Genomic DNA, 17,224 nt, shown 5'->3' with positions numbered 1-17,224 from the left:
TCATGGCTGTTTTTGCTCATCCTGCGAGCGGCCCTGCGCAAGCAGATGATCGTACAGGCGCTTTGCCGCGGGATGAAGTTCGGCGTTGGCGCGGATGCATAAAAACAGCTGACGCTGTGCCCAGGCATCGGTGAGCGGCACCGAAACCAGTCTCAGGGAGCGGATATAGGGACTGGCGGCGGCACGGGGCACGACGGCTATGCCGAGCCCGGCGGCGACCATGGCGCAGGCGGCATCGAAACTGGTGACATGAACGCGCCAGTGGAGCGTGGTATCCAGATCGGCGGCAGCATGGGTGAGCAGGCGGTGCAGGGAGCTGTCGGCGTGCAGCCCCACCAGGGGTTGATCGAGTACGTCGGCGAAGCGAAGCGCCGTGCGCCGCGCCAGGGGATGATCGGGCCGCAGCGCCAGGGCGAGATCATCGCGGCGGAACGGAATGGTGTCGAGGCCGTCGATCGCAGGAAGTTCGCTGACGATACCGAGATCGGCGGTGTTGTCGGCGACCGCGGCGGCGACTGCGGCGCTGACGTGTTCCTCGAGGTGCACGTGGATATCGGCATGGCCTTGTGCGAAAGAGGCCAGGGCGCCGGGGAGAAACTCCACGATCGCGCTGATATTCGCGAAGACGCGCACGTAGCCGCGCGTCCCCGAGGCGTGACGACGCATTTCGTCGTCGAGTTGCGCGGCTTGGTGCAGCAGGACGCGGGCGCGCACGAGGAGGGCGTGACCGGCGGCGGTCAGTTCGACGCCTTTGGCGCCGCGCCGAATCAGCACGCTGCCGAAGCGCTCTTCCAGATCGGAGATGCGCTTGCTGACGGCGGAGGGAACGGTATGGGATCGATCCGCGGCGCGGGCAATGCTGCCGGCGTCGGCCACCGCCACGAACAGTTCGAGATCGCGCAGATCGAATTTCAAATCGGTCGTTTCCGGGGCGTGGGGCCGCAAGGATACTCCAGCAGGGCTCGGGACGGATCCGCAAGAACGAAGGCGGAAGCCCGACGCAGCTCGGCGGGGGATTCAGGGAGTGCGTAAAGGCTTGCGAAAGCGGTACGGGCAGGCCAGAATTTCCAGAGTTCAGCGGGTGTAGTTCAATGGTAGAACTGTAGCTTCCCAAGCTACTAACGTGGGTTCGATTCCCATCACCCGCTCCAGTTCAGGTTCCATGGAGTTCCAAGGAGTTCCATAAACCACTATCAGCAAAGGCTTTTTCGCCGGATGAGCGTCCAGTGAAGGCCACCGGAATCCACCGACAGATGGACTGATTTAGTCCATCCAGTAGTCCATCAAGGCGGTTGGGTTCGAGTCCGGATTGTTGGTAGGGACGAGCGGGCCATGGGATGACGATCTGACTCCTGACTCAGTTCAGGAGCAGACATGGCACTTTCTGATGTCGCCGTTCGGCAGGCCAAGGCCACCGGGACGGACTACACCCTCCCCGACTTCGACGGCCTGTCGCTGGCCGTCTCGGCCGCGGGCACGAAGACCTGGCACTTCCGCTATACCTGGCTCGGCCGGCAGAAGCGGATGTCCTTGGGGGTGTATCCCGAGATCAGCCTGCGCGAGGCACGCACCCGCCGCGACGAGGCGCGGGCGCTCGTCGCCAAGGACATCAACCCGCAGCGCCAGCGGACGAGGGACCGACAACTGGCGACCCAGGCCGAGCAGAACACCTTCCAGGCGGTCTACGAAAAGTGGCTGAAGTTCCGGGAACAGGGTCGCCTCAAGAGGGGACGGCAAACCACGCTCGCCACGCTTCCGCGCATCTTCGGCAACGACGTGCTCCCCACGCTGGGCAAGCGCTCGATCCACGTCATCACTCGCGCCGACCTGCTGGAAATCGTCGGTCGGATCGAGAAACGCGGTGCGCCCTCGGTGGCCGAGAAGGTGCGTACCTGGCTCAACCAGCTATTCCGCTACGCGCTGGTGGTCGTGCCCGGCCTGGAACGCAACCCGGCTTCCGACCTGGATGTGGTCGCCATGCCGCAGCCGCCCGTGCGCCACAACCCGTTCCTGCGCATGTCGGAGCTACCCGAGTTCCTGCAACTGCTGCGCAAGTACCCCGGCCGGCTGCAGACCCAGCTCGGCGTCCGCATGTTGTTTCTGACGGGCGTGCGCACGGGCGAGCTGCGGCTTGCGACGCCGGATCAGTTCCACCTCGATGACGGCCTGTGGATCATTCCGCCAGATGTGGTGAAGCAGCTCGAACTGAAGATGCAGAAGGAAAACCTGCGGACGGAGGACATCCCGCCGTACATCGTGCCGCTGTCCCTGCAGGCGGTTGAAATCGTCCGGCACATGCTGGAGCGGTTCAAGCAGGGACAGAAGCACGTGTTCCCGGGGGCCAAGAGCCTGAAGCAGCGCATCAGCGAAAACACGCTCAATACGGCAGTGAAGCGGCTGGGTTACGACGGCCGGCTGACGGGCCACGGTATCCGCGCCACCCTTTCGACCACGCTCAACGAGTTGGGCTATCCCGACAAGTGGATCGACGCGCAGCTCTCGCACGTCGACCCGAACCCGGTCCGCCGCACCTACAACCATGCCGAGTACGTCGAGCAGCGTCGGTGCATGATGCAGGACTGGGCCGATCGGCTGGACCTGTTGGAGCAGGGCCAGTTGGAAGCGGCCAGCAATCCTCTGGCCCTCCACTTGGAAGGCCTGCCGATGGCTGGTGACGGATCGAACACGCAAGGATCGCCTGCGAGCACAACGGTGCAGACCTTGGTGCTGTCCAAGCCGCACGACGCGCCGCCGCAGGGAGCCATCCAAATGCAACGGCTGTCTGCGGTGCGCGCTCCCAAGACGGAACCGACCATCTCGAACGTCCAGCGCGAGCGGATGATCCTGCTCGACATCCTGGAGTCGCCCCACAACCTGTCCGTCGCCGACTACGCCAAGCTCGCCGGCAAGTCGCGGCGCTGGATCACCTACGAAGTCACGGCGGGCAACTTGCTGTCGATCAGCCTGGGCAACCGGGGGCAGCGTGTGCCGGACTGGCAGCTCGACCCGCTCAAGCGTCGCCTGGTCCAGACCATCCTCAAGCAGACGGCTCGCGGCGTGGACCCCTGGGAGATCTACCACGCACTAACGCAGCCCTACGACGAATTCGGCGGCCAGTCGCCGATCGAGGCGGTGACGCTGGAGACGTTGGAAATGGCCGTACAGGTAGTGCGTCGCGCACTGCTCATCCAGCAGATCGACGGCCCCCTCCCTCGTCGGGAGGGTGGCACTACGCGATCGTCTGCGCTCGCTTGACGAAACGCTCGATGGCGGGCGAGTCGTTCCGCTCGGATCGGAACATGTGCGTTCCGATCCAGTAGGAGCCGTCCGCCAACGGTCGCATCACAACACCCCAGCTCCGGGACTGTTCGATGCGTGAACGGGGGGCGATGCCCACCCCGTAGCCGGCCGACACCATCACGGTCATCAATTCATACGACGTGACCCCGTAAAGAACGGGCCACTCTTGACCGAACAGCACTTCGCAGGCCAGGGGGCAATACTGAAACAAGGGATAGGATAGGAGTGCCCCAAGGGGGATCGCGGCATAGCGGAGCAAGGGGGAGCGATCGGGCACCGCGACCGCCAACTCTTCACGCCAAAGCGGCGCGTCGTCGGCGGGTGTCGTCGTCGCCACCAACCCGATGTCGTAGCGGCCGTTCTTCACGCCCTCAATGAGGTCCGGCGACGACGTGACTTCCTCCATCGAGACAGGCGTCTCGGGCTCTTTCGCGCGATGTAGCGCGAGCAGTGCCGCTAACCGGGACGAGGGGACGCCGGACGATATGCCGAGCTTGAGCACCGAGGATGGGGGTGAGCCGCGCATGGCTGTCCTCAGTTATGGCCGGGGAAACAAGGCTCGCAGCATAGGAAGAGTTAAATTTAACGTGGTTTAAGTCAGAGCAATATTCGACGCTTTTGCTGATGCAGAAGCGTACTGTCCAACGAGGCCGACCGGCTGGCACGACCACTTATGAGCCTGAACCAGCATCGGCGTTCGGAAAGGCAGTGCGCGCTGCTCGACTGGAGCAAGGGATAGCGCAGGAGGAGCTTGCGTCCTTGGCTGAGATCGAGCGTTCCCACATGGGCAAGATCGAGCGGGGTGAGCACATGCCGACGCTTGCCCTGATCCTTAAGATCGCCATAGCGTTGAAGATCAGCGCCGCTGACCTGATGGTGGCTACGGAAAGCAATCTGCGCGCGGCTTCGAAGCTGAGAACGTAGCGCCGTACCAGTGTCCTCCTCAGTAGTTCAGCTGGACAGGCAGCCGGGCGATGAGCCGTTCCAATGCAGCTGTAGGCTCGTCGCTGTCCAGCCTGAGTAGGTAGGTCGTCAGCATCGCCGAATCCATCGCTAACGGCCGCATCACAACGTCGGGATGGCGGGAAAGTCCGATTCTGGGCGCGGTGGTGAAGCCAACGCCGTAGCCGGCCCCGACCAAGGTGAGCATCATTTCCAGAGAAGTCACCCGCTCGACGACGTTGGGCTCTCGCTTCAGTGGTCGGAGCAATTGGGTCAACGCCCTGCAGTAGCCTTCGCAAATGTGCTGGTTGCATAGGATAAGCGGGTAACTGACCAACTCATCGAGCGGAACTTCCTTGTGGACCAAGAGGGGATGGCGCGCGGGAACGGCAACCACGAGCGGGTCGCGCCAGATCGGTTCGGCGACGATGCCGTCTCCGACTTCCGCCGTGTGTGCGAATCCGATCTTGAAGTCACCGGATCGCAGTCCGCGCAGTTGCTCCACCAGTGGCACTTCGGAGAGCCGTATCTCGATTTCTGGCTCCTCCTCGCGACAACGCGCCAGGAACGCCGACAGTCGCGGGTCCACAGCACCATCGGAGACCGCAATACGCAGACTACCTCGAAAGCCTGCCGAAACAGCCTTGGCGTTCTCGCATGCCTGCTCCAGCATCGTGAATACCCTGCGGACGTCCTGCAGGAACACGGCCCCCGCCTGGGTTAGTTGGGTTCCTCGCCGGTCACGGGTGAACAGCAGGACGCCGAGCTCGTCTTCCAGTTCTTTGATGATGCGAGAAAGCGGTGACTGTTCGATGTGCAGACGGTCGGCCGCGCGCGTGAAATGCAGTTCTTCAGCCAGGACTATGAAGCAGCGCAGATGTCGAAGCTCCATAGATCACTCTCCTTGTGATTCATGTGCTTCGACGCCAACGAAGATGGGACTGCAACCCATGGGGCCTGCTCCCCTTAGGTCAATGAGCCAACGCCAATGGCCGGGCTAGAAATCCAGTTGGCTTGATCTTCGATGGCACTCTTGGCAATGCGAAGCGAGGACCTTCCCGAGATGCTTTCGAACGCGCGGATCTTCATAGATCGGGGAAGCCCAATCTTTAGGGTCGGCATCGGGTCACCCATGTGGATTGAGGGTGCCGAGGATGGACACAGCGGCAATGATCAGAACAGCGAGTGTTGCCTCGATGGTTACGGTGAGGCGAAGTGTCTGCAGCGAGCGCGAACCACCGCCAGCGAGAACTTCACCTTCCAATCTGGGTACCACGCGCCAGCGATGAAGTGCGGCCAGTCCCAACATGGCGGCGAACAACGCCAGCTTGACCAGCAGCAGCTTGCCATGAACGCTGTGGAACAAGGGCACCACGGACCAACCCGTGAGGTCGCCGTAGTGCAGGACGCCGGTGACCACAAGGATGCCGACGAAGACGGTGCCGGGACCTGAGAAGTCCTGCAGCGTCTGGTGGAGCACTTGCAGGGGGGCGCTCCTGGCGGATGCGCTGCGACGCGAGAGGATAATCAGGAAGGCCGCGATGGCGCCGATCCAGCCGCCAGCCGCAAGCAGGTGGGCGATGCCCGCGGCCAGTCGCAGCACGCCGGACGCGCCTTCTCCCGCAGCCGCGTGACCGTTCCACGCCAGTGTGAGTAGCGCACATCCGGCAAGCGCGGCCACCAGAGGCGAGAAGAAGGAGCGCTCTTCGCGACGCGACTGCCAACCAAGAAAGGCTATCAGCACGACCAGCACTGCGGTCCGTGCCAGTGCGGCTCGGCCAGCGGCGGTCTCGAACAGGTACCAGCCAAGCGATGCGCGGTCGAGTTCGGTGACCGGCATCCCCATGATCTCCGTCGTCTTGAAGACGACGTCGATACCGGTCAGCGCCACACCGAACACGGCGCTGACCAGAAGTGCCCCGGAGAGCGCGGGCCTAGTCAGGGGCAACCACGGGTCTCCGCCAGGCACCGATCGGCGCAGGCCATACCACGAGAACAGCGGAAGGCCGAACAGCAGCATGAGGTCCAGGTACTGGACGAACCGCAAGGCATAGGCGGGCACGCTCGACAAGTCGGCGGTGCCTCAGCCGACGGTAAAGCTGAAGTCCCCCGTCATCGGGTGATTATCCGGCCCGACGGCGCGGTACTGTACGCGATAAGTACCGGCTTCCAGCGGATGATGCAGCTTGGCGCGCAACGTCTTGCCGATGACCTCGATCTCCAGATGCTCGATCGGCATGGTCGAGTTGCCGTGGATCATTGCCAGCTCCAGGCGTGAAGCACGCGGCACGAGCGTCTCGTTGAACATGAGGTCGATCTGCTGAGGAGACGCCACGACCGCATTGGCCGCCGGCGTGGACTGAACCAATGTGGCGTGCGCATAGGCGAACGAGGCCGACAGGAGGCTGACCGCGAGGCCGATGCCGAGTGTAAAAGAGCGAATGGCGCGAGTGCTGATGTTGCTCATAGTTGTTCTCCGTTATGGGTTACCTAGAATCAATACGCGAAAACTTCTCGTCGCATCGACTGTGGAGGCTTAGCGGATACCGGCCGAGCATGGTGCCCGACGGCACCGACGCCGAATTGCCGCTGTACTGGCTCGCAGAGCCGAGCCGCTTATGCCGTGCCTCCGCGGGCTGCTTACTGCGATCCGGGGTACGACTGGTACACGCTGGTGCTTCCATCGGCCTGTACCAGCAGCACGTCGTAGGCCATCACGCGGTTGCCGTAGACCGGTCCGTCCATACCCGGCGATCCCAAAGGCATGCCGGGCACGGCCAGGCCAACCGCCTTCGGCTTCTCCCTGAGCAGACGCTGGATGTCGGCTGCCGGCACATGACCCTCGATCACGTAGCCATTGATCTTGGCCGTATGACAGGAGCCCAGCTTTGCTGGGATGCCGAGGCGCGCGCGTGCGCCGGTGTTTCCTGTGTTGAAGACGCGCACAGTGATGCCCGCTTCCTTCAGGTGATCCACCCACACCTTGCAGCAGCCGCAGTAGGGATCTTTCCAGACGTCGGCGACCAGCTCGGAGGCTGCCGCCATACCTGTGACAGCCATGGCCAGCAGAACCACGACTGCTGACAAGTGACGGTGCTTTGTGCTTGAACTTTTCATGTTCGACGACTTTGCTACGGATCTCGGATTCGGTGACCACATGCTTTGGATATGCGGAATCATCGCCATGGTCCTGCTCGGAGCATGCAGAGCCGCCACTGTCAGACAGGTGACCCGTTCATTACATTCCCGTCATGAAAATGACGCCGTTTTTTGGGTCGGTCTGAGCGTGTGCAGATGAGCGTCGCTGGCGCCGTGAAGTGGGCTCGATCTGGTGGTCACCTCCCGTTATCAGGGGGCGGGTATAGACTCGCTCCGAGTTCTCACGGAGATCGTGATGTCCACTTCGCACGGAAAGCACGAGAACGCCCAGCCGCAACATCAGGGCCACTATGGCCGTTTGCTGTTGATGATGGCGCTCTCCTTCTTGGCCATGTACGCCTTGATGTATTCCATGGTCGATCAGTGGGCCAATGTCTACAACAACATCAATCAGTTCTACATGGCAGGCCTGATGGCCTCTCCCATGCTGCTCATTGAGTTGTGGCTCATGTCCGGAATGTACCCGGATCGTCGGCGAAACCTGATCCTTGCCGGCGCGGCGGTGGTATTCATGCTGTTCTGTTGGTGGGGCATTCGCAGCCAGGCTGCCGTCACAGACCGGCAGTTCATACGCTCCATGATTCCGCATCACGCGGGAGCGATCCTGATGTGTGAGGAGAACCGCCTCAAGGATCCCGAACTGGCCAAGCTATGCCAGGACATCATTGCCTCCCAAACGCAGGAGATCGCTCAGATGAAGCAGTTGCTCTCAGAGCGTTCCCGTTAACGCTGCTTCGCCTTCATCTTCGCCTTGGCGCCAGCCATGCTCCTTCCAAGGTTGGCGTCTATGGAGCAAAAATACCCCGCTCCCGTCGATCGGTGGAGCGGGGTATTTGACGTCTAACCGTCTGGCTGTTATTTCGCTGCCGCCTCAGCTTCATGGAGCTTTGCAAGCGCCTCGTACTCTGCGGCGGTCTCTTCCTGGAGCTTGGTCAGCCGGTCACAGTGCCGTGCCATCGACTGCCCCGTGGCAGCTCCAGACTTGAACTTCTGGTGGTCGTGCCGATAGGTGTTGCGCATCGCCTTGTGCTTCTCGGCTTCAGCCAGCGCGTCGCCGGCCAGCGTGCGGTAGTACGCGGCGATGGCCAGATGATTCTCCGGCTTGTCCGCCATATCGTTGAGCAGCTTCACGATCGGTTCTTCGGTGGGCTGCTGCGCGTAGACCGGAACGGCTACTGCGAACATCGCACACAACAAAATGACCCACGACGCTTTGATGGATTTCATGACAATCTCCTGGTGGCTGAGGGGAGGAACGCCCGATATCAGCCTAGGAAGGGCCTGCTTTCAGCTGAATGACCCAGTCATTACATTTGCGTAATCATCTTGTCACTTCTTGAACGCGAACAGAGTGGCATCCGAAGTGGCACTTTCTTCCGGTAGGACCTTCCTCCAGTGCCGGCGTCGTATTACGAGGAGATTGCGGCATCGTAATGTCGGGGTCATGCCATCGACAGCTTGCCGCACGTACGGTGGACGAACGAACCGACCACGCACGCGGGTCGGTTTCTTCGTGAGCGCGTTGCGCTCATCGGTTCCCGAGGGGAACCGCCGCCTACTTATCGGAGGTTGTCATGAAGCAGCACTATCGTCGGCCGTCACTTGTCATGGTCTGCATCCTGGGTGTCGCGCTCGCTGGCGCGGCACTGGCTGATGATGACATGCACAAGAAGGATGCCATGCCAGGCGCCATGGGGCAGCAGCCCGCCAGCACCCCGGCGGCACCTCACGCTCCAGCGGCGCACCCTACCGATCCGAAGTCCCCTGCTTCTCAGAATGCGCCCGCAACGCCCGATGCCATGGCCACGCACATGGAGGAGATGGCAGCCATGATGCGCGAACGGGGGCAAGCCATGGAGGCCATGGGCCGACAGATGCAGGAAGGCAGCATGCAGATGCATCAGCAGGCCATGGCGATGAAGGCTGGCGATGCCTCCGCGCATAAGGACATGGACATGCCCGCCACGATGCAGCACATGCAGCAGATGAAGGAGGACATGGAGCACTGCGAGATGCAGATGCAGAAGGTCGACGCCACCATGCAGAAGATGGATTCGAGCATGGGCGGGGGCATGGCCAAGAAGAAGATGGGCCATATGTAGCGGAGGCCGCCGCGGTGCTGACGGAAGGCTTCGTGGGGTGGAAGCGAGTCGCCGCCCTGGCCACGCTGGCGATGCTGCTGGCTCATGGAGCGGCCGGCGCTCAGTCGGCTGCTGATCCACACGCAGCCCATCCGCCAGACAAGACCGGCGGCACGACGGCTGCGCAGCCGGACGCTGCCGGCACGTCATCGGCCCGGGACAGCGGCTCGATGGCTGGTATGCCGATGGGCACCACGCCGCCGGCTGGCGCGCCGATGGGCGATGACGATCACGCCGCGCATCATCCGGACAAGGCCGGAAGCATGGCGGTACCGCAGCCGGCGCCAGCCGATGGCATGCCGGCGCAAAGCAGCAGCCCGATGAACGGCATGCCGATGAGCGCCACACCGCCGGCTGACGCATCGGCGGGCGATGACGATCACGCCGCGCATCACCCGGACGCGACTGCCAGCATGCCGGCTTCGAGTGGTGCATCGATGGCCGGTTCCATGGGCGGCATGATGGACGACATGATGCGCGGCTGCCGCGGAGACGAGTGCGGTCGGGATCGGCGCCTCAACAAGCTGCTGTATCCGCAGCTGATGGCGCTGCCGGATCTACCGCCGGAGCGGCGCGCGAGCGTTGAGCAGCTCGCCCACCACCGGATGCACGAAGGGTCCAGCTATTGGCGTCCCTGTCGTCGGAGGCGTCGCACGCGGTCCAGCGCAACGACTACGGCGGCCTGCAGGAAGCATCCGACCGCATGCGCGTGGCCTGGGGCGAATTCGACAGCGGCTTGTCGGCCTACCGCGCACTGGCCGAAGGACAGGCGCCGCGGGGGATCGCGCTGGCGTGGTTCCGGCGCGAGATGAACCTGACCGATCCCCTGACCACGGCCCCGGCGCACGGCGTCTTCGGCCTGTCGGGCTTCCACTACTTCACGATGGCGTTGCTGCTGGCCTTTGCGCTGCTGGCCGCCTGGATGTACGTGGCGCGAACCCGACGCACGAATGCGGTCCTCGCCACGTTGCGCACCGGGGCACCGGTGCCTCCGGCCCCCGCCGCTGCGCCTCGTTCCGGTGTGGCGCCGGCCCCCGCGGCGCCCGTGTCTCCGGGCGTGCCGGCCGAGGGCGAGCCGCAGGCACGCGCACCCGTGTCCACCATGGGCGGCTGGGTGGGCAAGCTGCGGGTCGCACGCGTCTTCCAGGAGACGCCCAAGGTCAAGACGTTTCGGCTGGCGCCAGTGGAGGGCGTGGGTGCGCTGCCGTTCGAGTTCGAGCCCGGCCAGTTCCTCACGCTTTCGGTGCATTCAGGCGGGAACCAGGTCAAGCGCTCGTATTCGATCGCTTCATCGCCATGCTGCCACGGCTGGTGCGACCTGACGGTCAAGCACGAAAGCGGCGGCATCGTCTCGGGTTACCTGCACGAGCAGGTGAAGGAAGGCGATCTCCTCGATGCGTCCGGCCCCTACGGCCGCTTCACCTTCCGCGGCGTCGAGTCCGACAGTGTCGTGTTCCTGGGCGGCGGCGTCGGCATCACGCCGCTGATGAGTTCCATCCGCTACCTGACCGACCAGAGCTGGAACGGCCGGATCGACCTGGTCTACGCCTGCAAGGACCTGGAAAGTGTGATCTTCCGCGACGAGCTGAACCAACTCGCCCGCCGGCATCCGAACCTGCATGTGTCCATCGTGCTGAGCGACGAGTCATCGGCGGCATGGACCGGCCCGCGTGGGTTCATCACCGCCGAACTGCTGGGGCAGATTCCGCAGATCCGTTCGCGCCGCATCCACTTGTGCGGTCCGCCGGTGATGATGGACGCGGTCCGCAACGAACTGGGCAAGCTGGGCATCGACCTGGCGTCGGTTCATTCCGAGCTGTTCCTGAGCCCCTCCAGGACAGTGCCTCCCGGCCCGGAGGTGTCGGCGGGCGACACGGCGACGGCCGTCACCTGCAGCTTCGAGCGGTCCGGAAAAAAGGCGCCGCTGGCGGCCGGCCAGACCGTTCTCGAGGCCGCCGAAGAGGTCGGCGTTCCGATCGAATATGCCTGCCGGCAGGGTTACTGCGGCCTCTGCAAGATCAAGCTGCTGTCGGGCGAGGTCACCATGGACGTGGACGACAGCCTGACGCCACTCGATCGTTCCTCGGGCGTGATCCTGGCCTGCCAGGCGAAAGCGTCGGCCGATATCTCGGTGGATGCGTAGATGCGCAACCAGGATCGCATCATCGCGACGATCATCTTCTCGATGCTGGTGGTCCTGTGGCTGGGTTTCCTGGTGCACCGCTCTTCCTTCTTCGCCGGAAGCCTCCTGGGTGGCGTGTTCGGCGTCGTAGGCGCGGCGTTCATGCTCGTCCCGCTCACCTACACCGTAATCAAGCGCAGCGCTACGCTGCGCCGCGCATTCACCAGGAAGCATGGCTTCGGCGCATTGCTGCAGGCGCACGTCTATTTCGGCTTGGTAGGCGCGCTGTTGGCCATCCTCCATAGCGGGCACAAGTTCCAGAGTGCGCTCGGCGTCGCGCTGACGGCATCGATGCTGCTGAGCGTGCTCACTGGGTTCATCGGCCAGCATTATCTGCGCTACGTCGCGGAGAACATCCGCGAGAAGAAGGCGCAGATCGACGGGCTGTGGCGCCTTCTGGATGGGCAGTACTGGGCCTACGCGCAAGGACCAACAGCGGGCGTTGCCGGTACGCCCAAGGCCAGCGCCGAACTGCTGCCACTGGCATCCGCCGCCGCCGATCTGCAGTACTCGATCCAGTTCCAGGAGCGGGTGCGCAGGCTGTTCAACGCCTGGCTGTCGGCACACATCGCGTTCTCGATCATCTTCTATCTTCTGCTGGCGTTGCATATCTGGGCTGGCATCTACTTCGGGTTGCGCTGGTTCAGATGAGTCGAAAGGGAAAGATCCTCGCCGCGCTGCTCGCGGTCCTGGCGCCGGTGTCGGCAGTCGCACTGTGGACATACCTTCCGCAAATGCAGCGCGCCGCGACGTGGCAGAACATGGCCTCTCCGGGCCCCCTGTCCAGCGCACATGCGTTTCTCAAAGAGGACTGTGCGGCGTGCCACACGCCGGTGAAGGGCGTGGAGGACGCGACTTGCGTGGCCTGCCATGCAAACGAGACCGTCCTGGTCCAGCGACAACCGACGGCATTCCATGCCGACATCGCCGGCTCGAACAACTGCGTGGCCTGCCACAAGGAACACGACGCCGGCCGCAGCCTGCGTGGTATGGACCATGCGGCTTTGACCGACATCATCGTGCGATGGCTCGATCGGGCCCCGGAGGGTCATGAGGGGGCGGTGCTGCTCGCGCACCTCAAGGCACACCGGCCCGAGGCGCTGCCGGGCAACCTCTCGCTTGCCAACGGCATGACTTACAAGGAGACGCTGCTGGACTGTGCGAGCTGCCACAAGACCACCGACCCGCACGTCCAGGTCTTCGGAAACGACTGCGCGACATGCCACGGCACGACCACATGGTCGATTGCCGAGTACCGGCATCCACCGCCGAGTTCCACCGAGTGCGGCCAGTGCCACCTCGCGCCGCTCAGCCACTACAAGGAGCACTTCGGAATGATGTCCAAGCCGATAGCGGGTGTCAGGAATGCGGAACCTGAGCAGTGCTATCTCTGCCACCAGACCACTTCATGGAACGACATCCGGGGTGTGGGGATCTACGATCACCATTGACCGGATATGCCGATGAGCGCTGATTTGCCACATGCGGCGATCGGGATCGCGGTCGCGGGATTCGAGTTGTTCGGCGTCGGGGTCATCACCCTGGGCAGCGTGTTGGCTTGCGGCCGATTCGCCTTCATCCACAAGGGGTTCGAACTGACGGCGCGATATCACTCCCTGCGGCAGGAGCTCGGCGGCGCGATCGTACTGGGCCTGGAATTTCTCGTGGCCGCCGACATCATCCGAACCGTTACGATCGATCCCTCGCTGCAGGGCGTCGCGATCCTTGCGCTGATCGTGCTGATCCGAACCTTTTTGAGCGTCGCACTTCAAATCGAGATCGAGAGAGGATGGTCGTGGCGGCGCAATCGACCCTCCCCGCCCGACCACCCGAGTACCTGCAACTGAGTGGTCGGGCCGGTCAGTTCAAGAACGGCTTCGTCCGACGACCGCACTGGCCGAGAACCTGGTCGCTTGACCCTGACGATCAACGAGGCCTGAACGAGGCCGCCAGGCGGTGCTTCACGGAGCGATCCAAACCGCCTGGTAGCCGGACTTGGTCAGTGTGGCCTCGACGATCTCACGGGGCTGGTCGGAGACGACCTGCACCCGTCGGGCAGGAACATCGGCGTGAACCCGCGCAGCCGGGTCGACGGACTGGATGGCGCGCGTGACGCCTCGGACGCAGCCGCCGCAAGTCATGTTCTGGATGTGGAACGTCTGCATGGGACAACTCCTGTTGGTTTGCGTACGGCTATCATGGACCTTGCCATCGTTGGAAGGTCAAGGGTTCACAGGCCGGCCGCGCAAGCGTTGACCTTCCCACCGTGGTAAGCCACAGACTCGGCCATCGACCCCATCGTACGGCGAGATGAACATGGATTCCCCTTCACAAGACGCCTCCCTCCGACTGGAGGCGGTGCGCCTACCCATCGCGGGAATGCGCGGCACTTCCTGCGCCGGCCGGATCGAGCAGGCACTGAGGGCCGTCCCCGGCGTTCACGGTGCGAGCGTCGATCCCGCATCCGGATGGGCCGACGTGCAGACCGTGGCACCGGCCGACCACCGGACACTGGCCCGGGCCATCGAGAGGGCGGGCTATGCGGTTCCGATCATCAAGACCGAACTCGCCATCGAGGGCATGACCTGCGCGTCCTGCGTCGGACGTGTGGAGCGCGCACTGCGTACCGTCCCCGGCGTGACGGCGGCACGCGTCAACCTGGCGACAGAGCGCGCAGTCGTGGAAGGGGGTGTGGACGCCAGGTTGCTGATCCAGGCCATCGACGACGCGGGATACGCGGCGCGGCCGATCGACCGGGCGTCCTCGCGCGAGGCCGATGACGCGGTCCGCAAGGACGCCGAGCAGGCGGCCCTGAAACGCGCCGTGGCCGTGTCCATCGCGCTGACCTTGCCGGTGGTTGTGCTGGAGATGGGTGCGCACCTCGTTCCCGGCGTGCATCACCTGATCAACCGCACCCTCGGCATGCAGTGGAACTGGGTCATCCAGTTCGCGCTGACGACACTGGTGATCCTCGGGCCGGGCCGGCGCTTCTACCAGCATGGCTTTCCCGCGCTGTTCCGCCTGGCGCCGGACATGAACTCGCTGGTCGCGGTCGGTACCCTGGCGGCTTACGCCTACTCGCTGGTTGCGACCTTCATGCCTGCGCTGTTGCCCGCGGAAGCGGTCAACGTCTACTACGAGGCGGCGGCCGTCATCGTCACTTTGATTCTCATCGGCCGCTTTCTGGAAGCGCGGGCCAGGGGGCGCGCCTCCCAGGCGATCCAGCGGCTGATTGGGTTGCAGGCGCGGACCGCGCGAGTGCGCCGTGACGAGGAGACGGCCGAGATCGCCTTCGGCAACGTCGTGCCGGGGGATATTGTCGAAGTGCGACCGGGCGAACGTGTTCCGGTCGACGGCGAGGTGATCGATGGCGACAGCTACGTCGATGAGTCCATGATCACCGGCGAGCCGGTGCCGGTGGCAAAGACCGCCGGCAGCGCGGTGGTCGGCGGTACGGTCAACCAGAACGGCGCGCTGGCTTTCCGTGCAACCGCGGTAGGCGAGGCCACGGTACTCTCCCGGATCATCCGCATGGTGGAGGAAGCGCAGGGCTCCAAGCTGCCGATCCAGGCACTGGTCGACAAGGTGACGTTGTGGTTCGTCCCGGTCGTGATCGGTGTGGCGCTGCTGACGTTCCTCGTCTGGCTCGCCTTCGGCCCGGCACCGGCGCTGACGTTCGCGCTGGTCAATGCCGTCGCCGTGCTGATCATCGCTTGTCCCTGCGCCATGGGGCTGGCCACGCCCACGTCGATCATGGTCGGCACCGGGCGCGGCGCCGAAATGGGCGTGTTGTTCCGCAAGGGCGAAGCCTTGCAGTGGCTCAAGGATGCGAAGGTCATCGCACTGGACAAGACCGGCACGCTGACCGAAGGCCGGCCGGTGCTCACCGATCTGGAACTGGCCGAAGGCTTCGATCGCGCGCAGGTACTGGCGCGGATCGCGGCCGTCGAGGCGAAGTCGGAACACCCCGTCGGCCATGCCATCGTAGAAGCCGCCCAAGCCCAAGGCCTGACCTTGCCGGCGGTCGCTGGCTTCAGGTCCGAGACCGGGTTCGGCGTCGAGGCGATGGTGGACGGAGTGAGTATCCAGATCGGCGCCGACCGTTACATGCACCGGCTGGGCCTGGATGTGGCCACCTTTTCCGGTATCGCGGAGCGGCTTGGCGACGAGGGCAAGTCGCCGCTCTACGCCGCGATCGACGGAAAGCTCGCGGCCGTCATCGCCGTTGCCGATCCGATCAAGGACACCACGCCCGAGGCCATCGCCGCGCTGCACGCGCTGGGCCTCAAGGTCGCCATGATCACCGGCGACAATCGGCGCACAGCCGAGGCCATCGCCCGCCGTCTCGGCATCGACGAGGTGGTCGCCGAGGTGCTTCCGAAAGGCAAGATCGAGACGGTGCGCCGTCTCAGGGCCGTTCACGGCCATCTGGTGTTCGTGGGTGACGGCATCAATGATGCGCCGGCCCTGGCCGAGGCCGACGTGGGCATCGCCATCGGCACGGGCACCGACATCGCGATCGAGGCGGCCGACGTGGTGCTGATGTCGGGCAGCCTCAAGGGCGTGCCCAACGCCATCGCCCTGTCGAAGGGGACGATCCGCAACATCCGGCAGAATCTGTTCTGGGCGTTCGGCTACAACGCCGCCCTGATCCCGGTCGCCGCTGGCGTGCTCTATCCGGCCTACGGCGTCCTGCTCTCGCCAGTGTTGGCGGCAGGCGCCATGGCGTTGTCGAGCGTCTTCGTCCTCGGCAACGCCCTCAGGCTGCGGCGGTTCCATCCGCCCGTGGCGTCCGCGGTGACTGGCCGGCCCGATGTTTCGGGAGAGGCCGTCGCGTCCGCCGGCCACGGTGCGACCGGGTCGGTCGAAAGGAGGATGACGTGAACATCGGTCAAGCAGCGAACGCTTCAGGGGTATCGGCCAAGATGATCCGCTACTACGAGGCGACCGGTTTGATCCCGGCGGCCAGCCGCACGGACGCAGGCTACCGGAACTACACAGAGAACGACGTGCACGTACTGCGCTTCGTGCGGCGGGCGCGGGATCTGGGGTTTTCCGTCGCCGAGATCGATGGCCTGCTGCAGCTCTGGCGGAACCGCCGCCGGCGCAGTGCGGACGTCAAGCGCATCGCCCTGGGCCATATCGAAGATCTGCGGCAACGGATCACGGACATGCAGGAGATGGCTGGCACGCTCCAGCAACTGGTGATGGGCTGCTCGGGAGACGATCGGCCCGATTGCCCGATCCTGGCCGATCTGGAACAGCCATCGGCAGCGGCGGCGGGAGAACCCAAACGCCGACGTGGCGCGGTCGATGAGCCTGGGGTCCGGAAGCGCAAGACCCCGCGCAGGTAGAACGGACCCGCGATAGGTCTTGCGACCCGCTGGCCGAGCGGGAATGACATTGCAATGACGGGAATGTAATGGACGGGTCATCCCGGCGAAAGTGACCTCCTCCTAAGCTGGCCGTGATGACGCGAGTTTCATGGCCATGTGCTCGA

General features: G+C 64.1%; 19 protein-coding genes and 1 tRNA gene. 12 read left to right on the top strand and 8 right to left on the bottom strand.

Annotated features, from left to right (window positions below):
• A complete protein-coding gene (locus ACG33_RS13820) occupies window positions 1–915 on the bottom strand; it encodes a LysR family transcriptional regulator (RefSeq protein ID WP_066922041.1) in 915 nt (304 codons plus the stop codon).
• 162 nt (window positions 916–1,077) lie between these two features.
• Between ACG33_RS13820 and ACG33_RS13815 the strand changes: the two genes are divergently transcribed.
• Both ACG33_RS13815 and ACG33_RS13810 read left to right on the top strand, forming a co-directional pair.
• Window positions 1,078–1,151 (top strand) — tRNA-Gly (locus ACG33_RS13815).
• 223 nt (window positions 1,152–1,374) lie between these two features.
• A complete protein-coding gene (locus tag ACG33_RS13810) occupies window positions 1,375–3,255 on the top strand; it encodes a tyrosine-type recombinase/integrase (protein ID WP_014159561.1) in 1,881 nt (626 codons plus the stop codon).
• On the opposite strand, the gene ACG33_RS13805 is transcribed toward ACG33_RS13810, so the two are convergent.
• A complete protein-coding gene (locus ACG33_RS13805; protein ID WP_066922038.1) occupies window positions 3,230–3,826 on the bottom strand; it encodes a LysR family substrate-binding domain-containing protein in 597 nt (198 codons plus the stop codon). The two genes, ACG33_RS13810 and ACG33_RS13805, sit on opposite strands and share 26 nt — an antisense overlap.
• 98 nt (window positions 3,827–3,924) lie before the next feature.
• On the opposite strand from ACG33_RS13805, the gene ACG33_RS13800 reads away from it, so the two are divergent.
• Window positions 3,925–4,224: a helix-turn-helix domain-containing protein gene (locus tag ACG33_RS13800; RefSeq protein ID WP_066922036.1), complete on the top strand. Its 300-nt coding sequence runs from the start codon at window positions 3,925–3,927 to the stop codon at window positions 4,222–4,224.
• Window positions 4,225–4,243: 19 nt separating this feature from the next.
• On the opposite strand, the gene ACG33_RS13795 is transcribed toward ACG33_RS13800, so the two are convergent.
• The 4 genes from ACG33_RS13795 to ACG33_RS13780 form a co-directional block, all read right to left on the bottom strand.
• Window positions 4,244–5,134, bottom strand: a complete 891-nt coding sequence (locus ACG33_RS13795; protein WP_014159564.1) for a LysR family transcriptional regulator — start codon at window positions 5,132–5,134, stop codon at window positions 4,244–4,246.
• Between the two features lie 234 nt (window positions 5,135–5,368).
• Window positions 5,369–6,304 carry a copper homeostasis membrane protein CopD gene (gene copD / locus ACG33_RS13790; protein ID WP_237392731.1) on the bottom strand — a complete coding sequence of 312 codons (936 nt, stop codon included), beginning with the start codon at window positions 6,302–6,304 and terminating at the stop codon, window positions 5,369–5,371.
• Between the two features lie 21 nt (window positions 6,305–6,325).
• The gene (gene copC / locus ACG33_RS13785) at window positions 6,326–6,709 is read right to left on the bottom strand and encodes a copper homeostasis periplasmic binding protein CopC (protein WP_014159566.1); all 384 of its coding nucleotides are present in this window, start codon (window positions 6,707–6,709) and stop codon (window positions 6,326–6,328) included.
• A 173-nt stretch (window positions 6,710–6,882) separates the two neighbouring features.
• Window positions 6,883–7,359, bottom strand: a complete 477-nt coding sequence (locus ACG33_RS13780; protein WP_066922035.1) for a DUF411 domain-containing protein — start codon at window positions 7,357–7,359, stop codon at window positions 6,883–6,885.
• 277 nt (window positions 7,360–7,636) lie between these two features.
• On the opposite strand from ACG33_RS13780, the gene ACG33_RS13775 reads away from it, so the two are divergent.
• Entirely contained in the window at window positions 7,637–8,128 is a 492-nt protein-coding gene (locus ACG33_RS13775; RefSeq protein ID WP_014159568.1) for a DUF305 domain-containing protein, read from the top strand.
• A 128-nt stretch (window positions 8,129–8,256) separates the two neighbouring features.
• On the opposite strand, the gene ACG33_RS13770 is transcribed toward ACG33_RS13775, so the two are convergent.
• Window positions 8,257–8,628 carry a hypothetical protein gene (locus tag ACG33_RS13770; RefSeq protein WP_066922034.1) on the bottom strand — a complete coding sequence of 124 codons (372 nt, stop codon included), beginning with the start codon at window positions 8,626–8,628 and terminating at the stop codon, window positions 8,257–8,259.
• 347 nt (window positions 8,629–8,975) lie between these two features.
• Between ACG33_RS13770 and ACG33_RS13765 the strand changes: the two genes are divergently transcribed.
• The 6 genes from ACG33_RS13765 to ACG33_RS13745 are packed head-to-tail and all read left to right on the top strand — an operon-like array spanning window position 8,976 to window position 13,571.
• Complete coding sequence (locus ACG33_RS13765; protein ID WP_043290347.1) at window positions 8,976–9,503, top strand: hypothetical protein; 528 nt, start codon at window positions 8,976–8,978, stop codon at window positions 9,501–9,503.
• A 14-nt stretch (window positions 9,504–9,517) separates the two neighbouring features.
• Entirely contained in the window at window positions 9,518–10,354 is an 837-nt protein-coding gene (locus ACG33_RS16605; protein WP_210399089.1) for a hypothetical protein, read from the top strand.
• A complete protein-coding gene (locus ACG33_RS13760; protein WP_210399088.1) occupies window positions 10,246–11,685 on the top strand; it encodes a 2Fe-2S iron-sulfur cluster-binding protein in 1,440 nt (479 codons plus the stop codon). Before ACG33_RS16605 ends, ACG33_RS13760 begins: the two co-directional genes overlap by 109 nt.
• Window positions 11,686–12,375, top strand: coding sequence for a hypothetical protein (locus ACG33_RS13755; protein WP_003292130.1), 690 nt, complete (start codon window positions 11,686–11,688; stop codon window positions 12,373–12,375). It begins immediately after the preceding gene.
• A complete protein-coding gene (locus tag ACG33_RS13750; protein ID WP_014159572.1) occupies window positions 12,372–13,175 on the top strand; it encodes a multiheme c-type cytochrome in 804 nt (267 codons plus the stop codon). The genes ACG33_RS13755 and ACG33_RS13750 overlap by 4 nt, the downstream gene beginning before the upstream one ends.
• Before the next feature lie 12 nt (window positions 13,176–13,187).
• Entirely contained in the window at window positions 13,188–13,571 is a 384-nt protein-coding gene (locus tag ACG33_RS13745; RefSeq protein ID WP_066923461.1) for a DUF1622 domain-containing protein, read from the top strand.
• Window positions 13,572–13,685: 114 nt separating this feature from the next.
• Here ACG33_RS13745 and ACG33_RS13740 read toward each other — a convergent pair whose 3' ends face one another.
• Entirely contained in the window at window positions 13,686–13,889 is a 204-nt protein-coding gene (locus tag ACG33_RS13740; RefSeq protein ID WP_014159574.1) for a heavy-metal-associated domain-containing protein, read from the bottom strand.
• A 151-nt stretch (window positions 13,890–14,040) separates the two neighbouring features.
• Between ACG33_RS13740 and ACG33_RS13735 the strand changes: the two genes are divergently transcribed.
• Window positions 14,041–16,608: a heavy metal translocating P-type ATPase gene (locus tag ACG33_RS13735; RefSeq protein ID WP_043290895.1), complete on the top strand. Its 2,568-nt coding sequence runs from the start codon at window positions 14,041–14,043 to the stop codon at window positions 16,606–16,608.
• Window positions 16,605–17,078, top strand: coding sequence for a Cu(I)-responsive transcriptional regulator (gene cueR, locus ACG33_RS13730; protein WP_066922033.1), 474 nt, complete (start codon window positions 16,605–16,607; stop codon window positions 17,076–17,078). The genes ACG33_RS13735 and cueR overlap by 4 nt, the downstream gene beginning before the upstream one ends.
• The last annotated feature ends 146 nt before the right edge of the window (window positions 17,079–17,224 follow it).

Source organism: Steroidobacter denitrificans, assembly GCF_001579945.1.
Lineage (GTDB): Bacteria > Pseudomonadota > Gammaproteobacteria > Steroidobacterales > Steroidobacteraceae > Steroidobacter > Steroidobacter denitrificans.
Note: the sequence above shows the minus strand (reverse complement) of the source record. Positions and strands in the feature narration are given on the sequence as shown.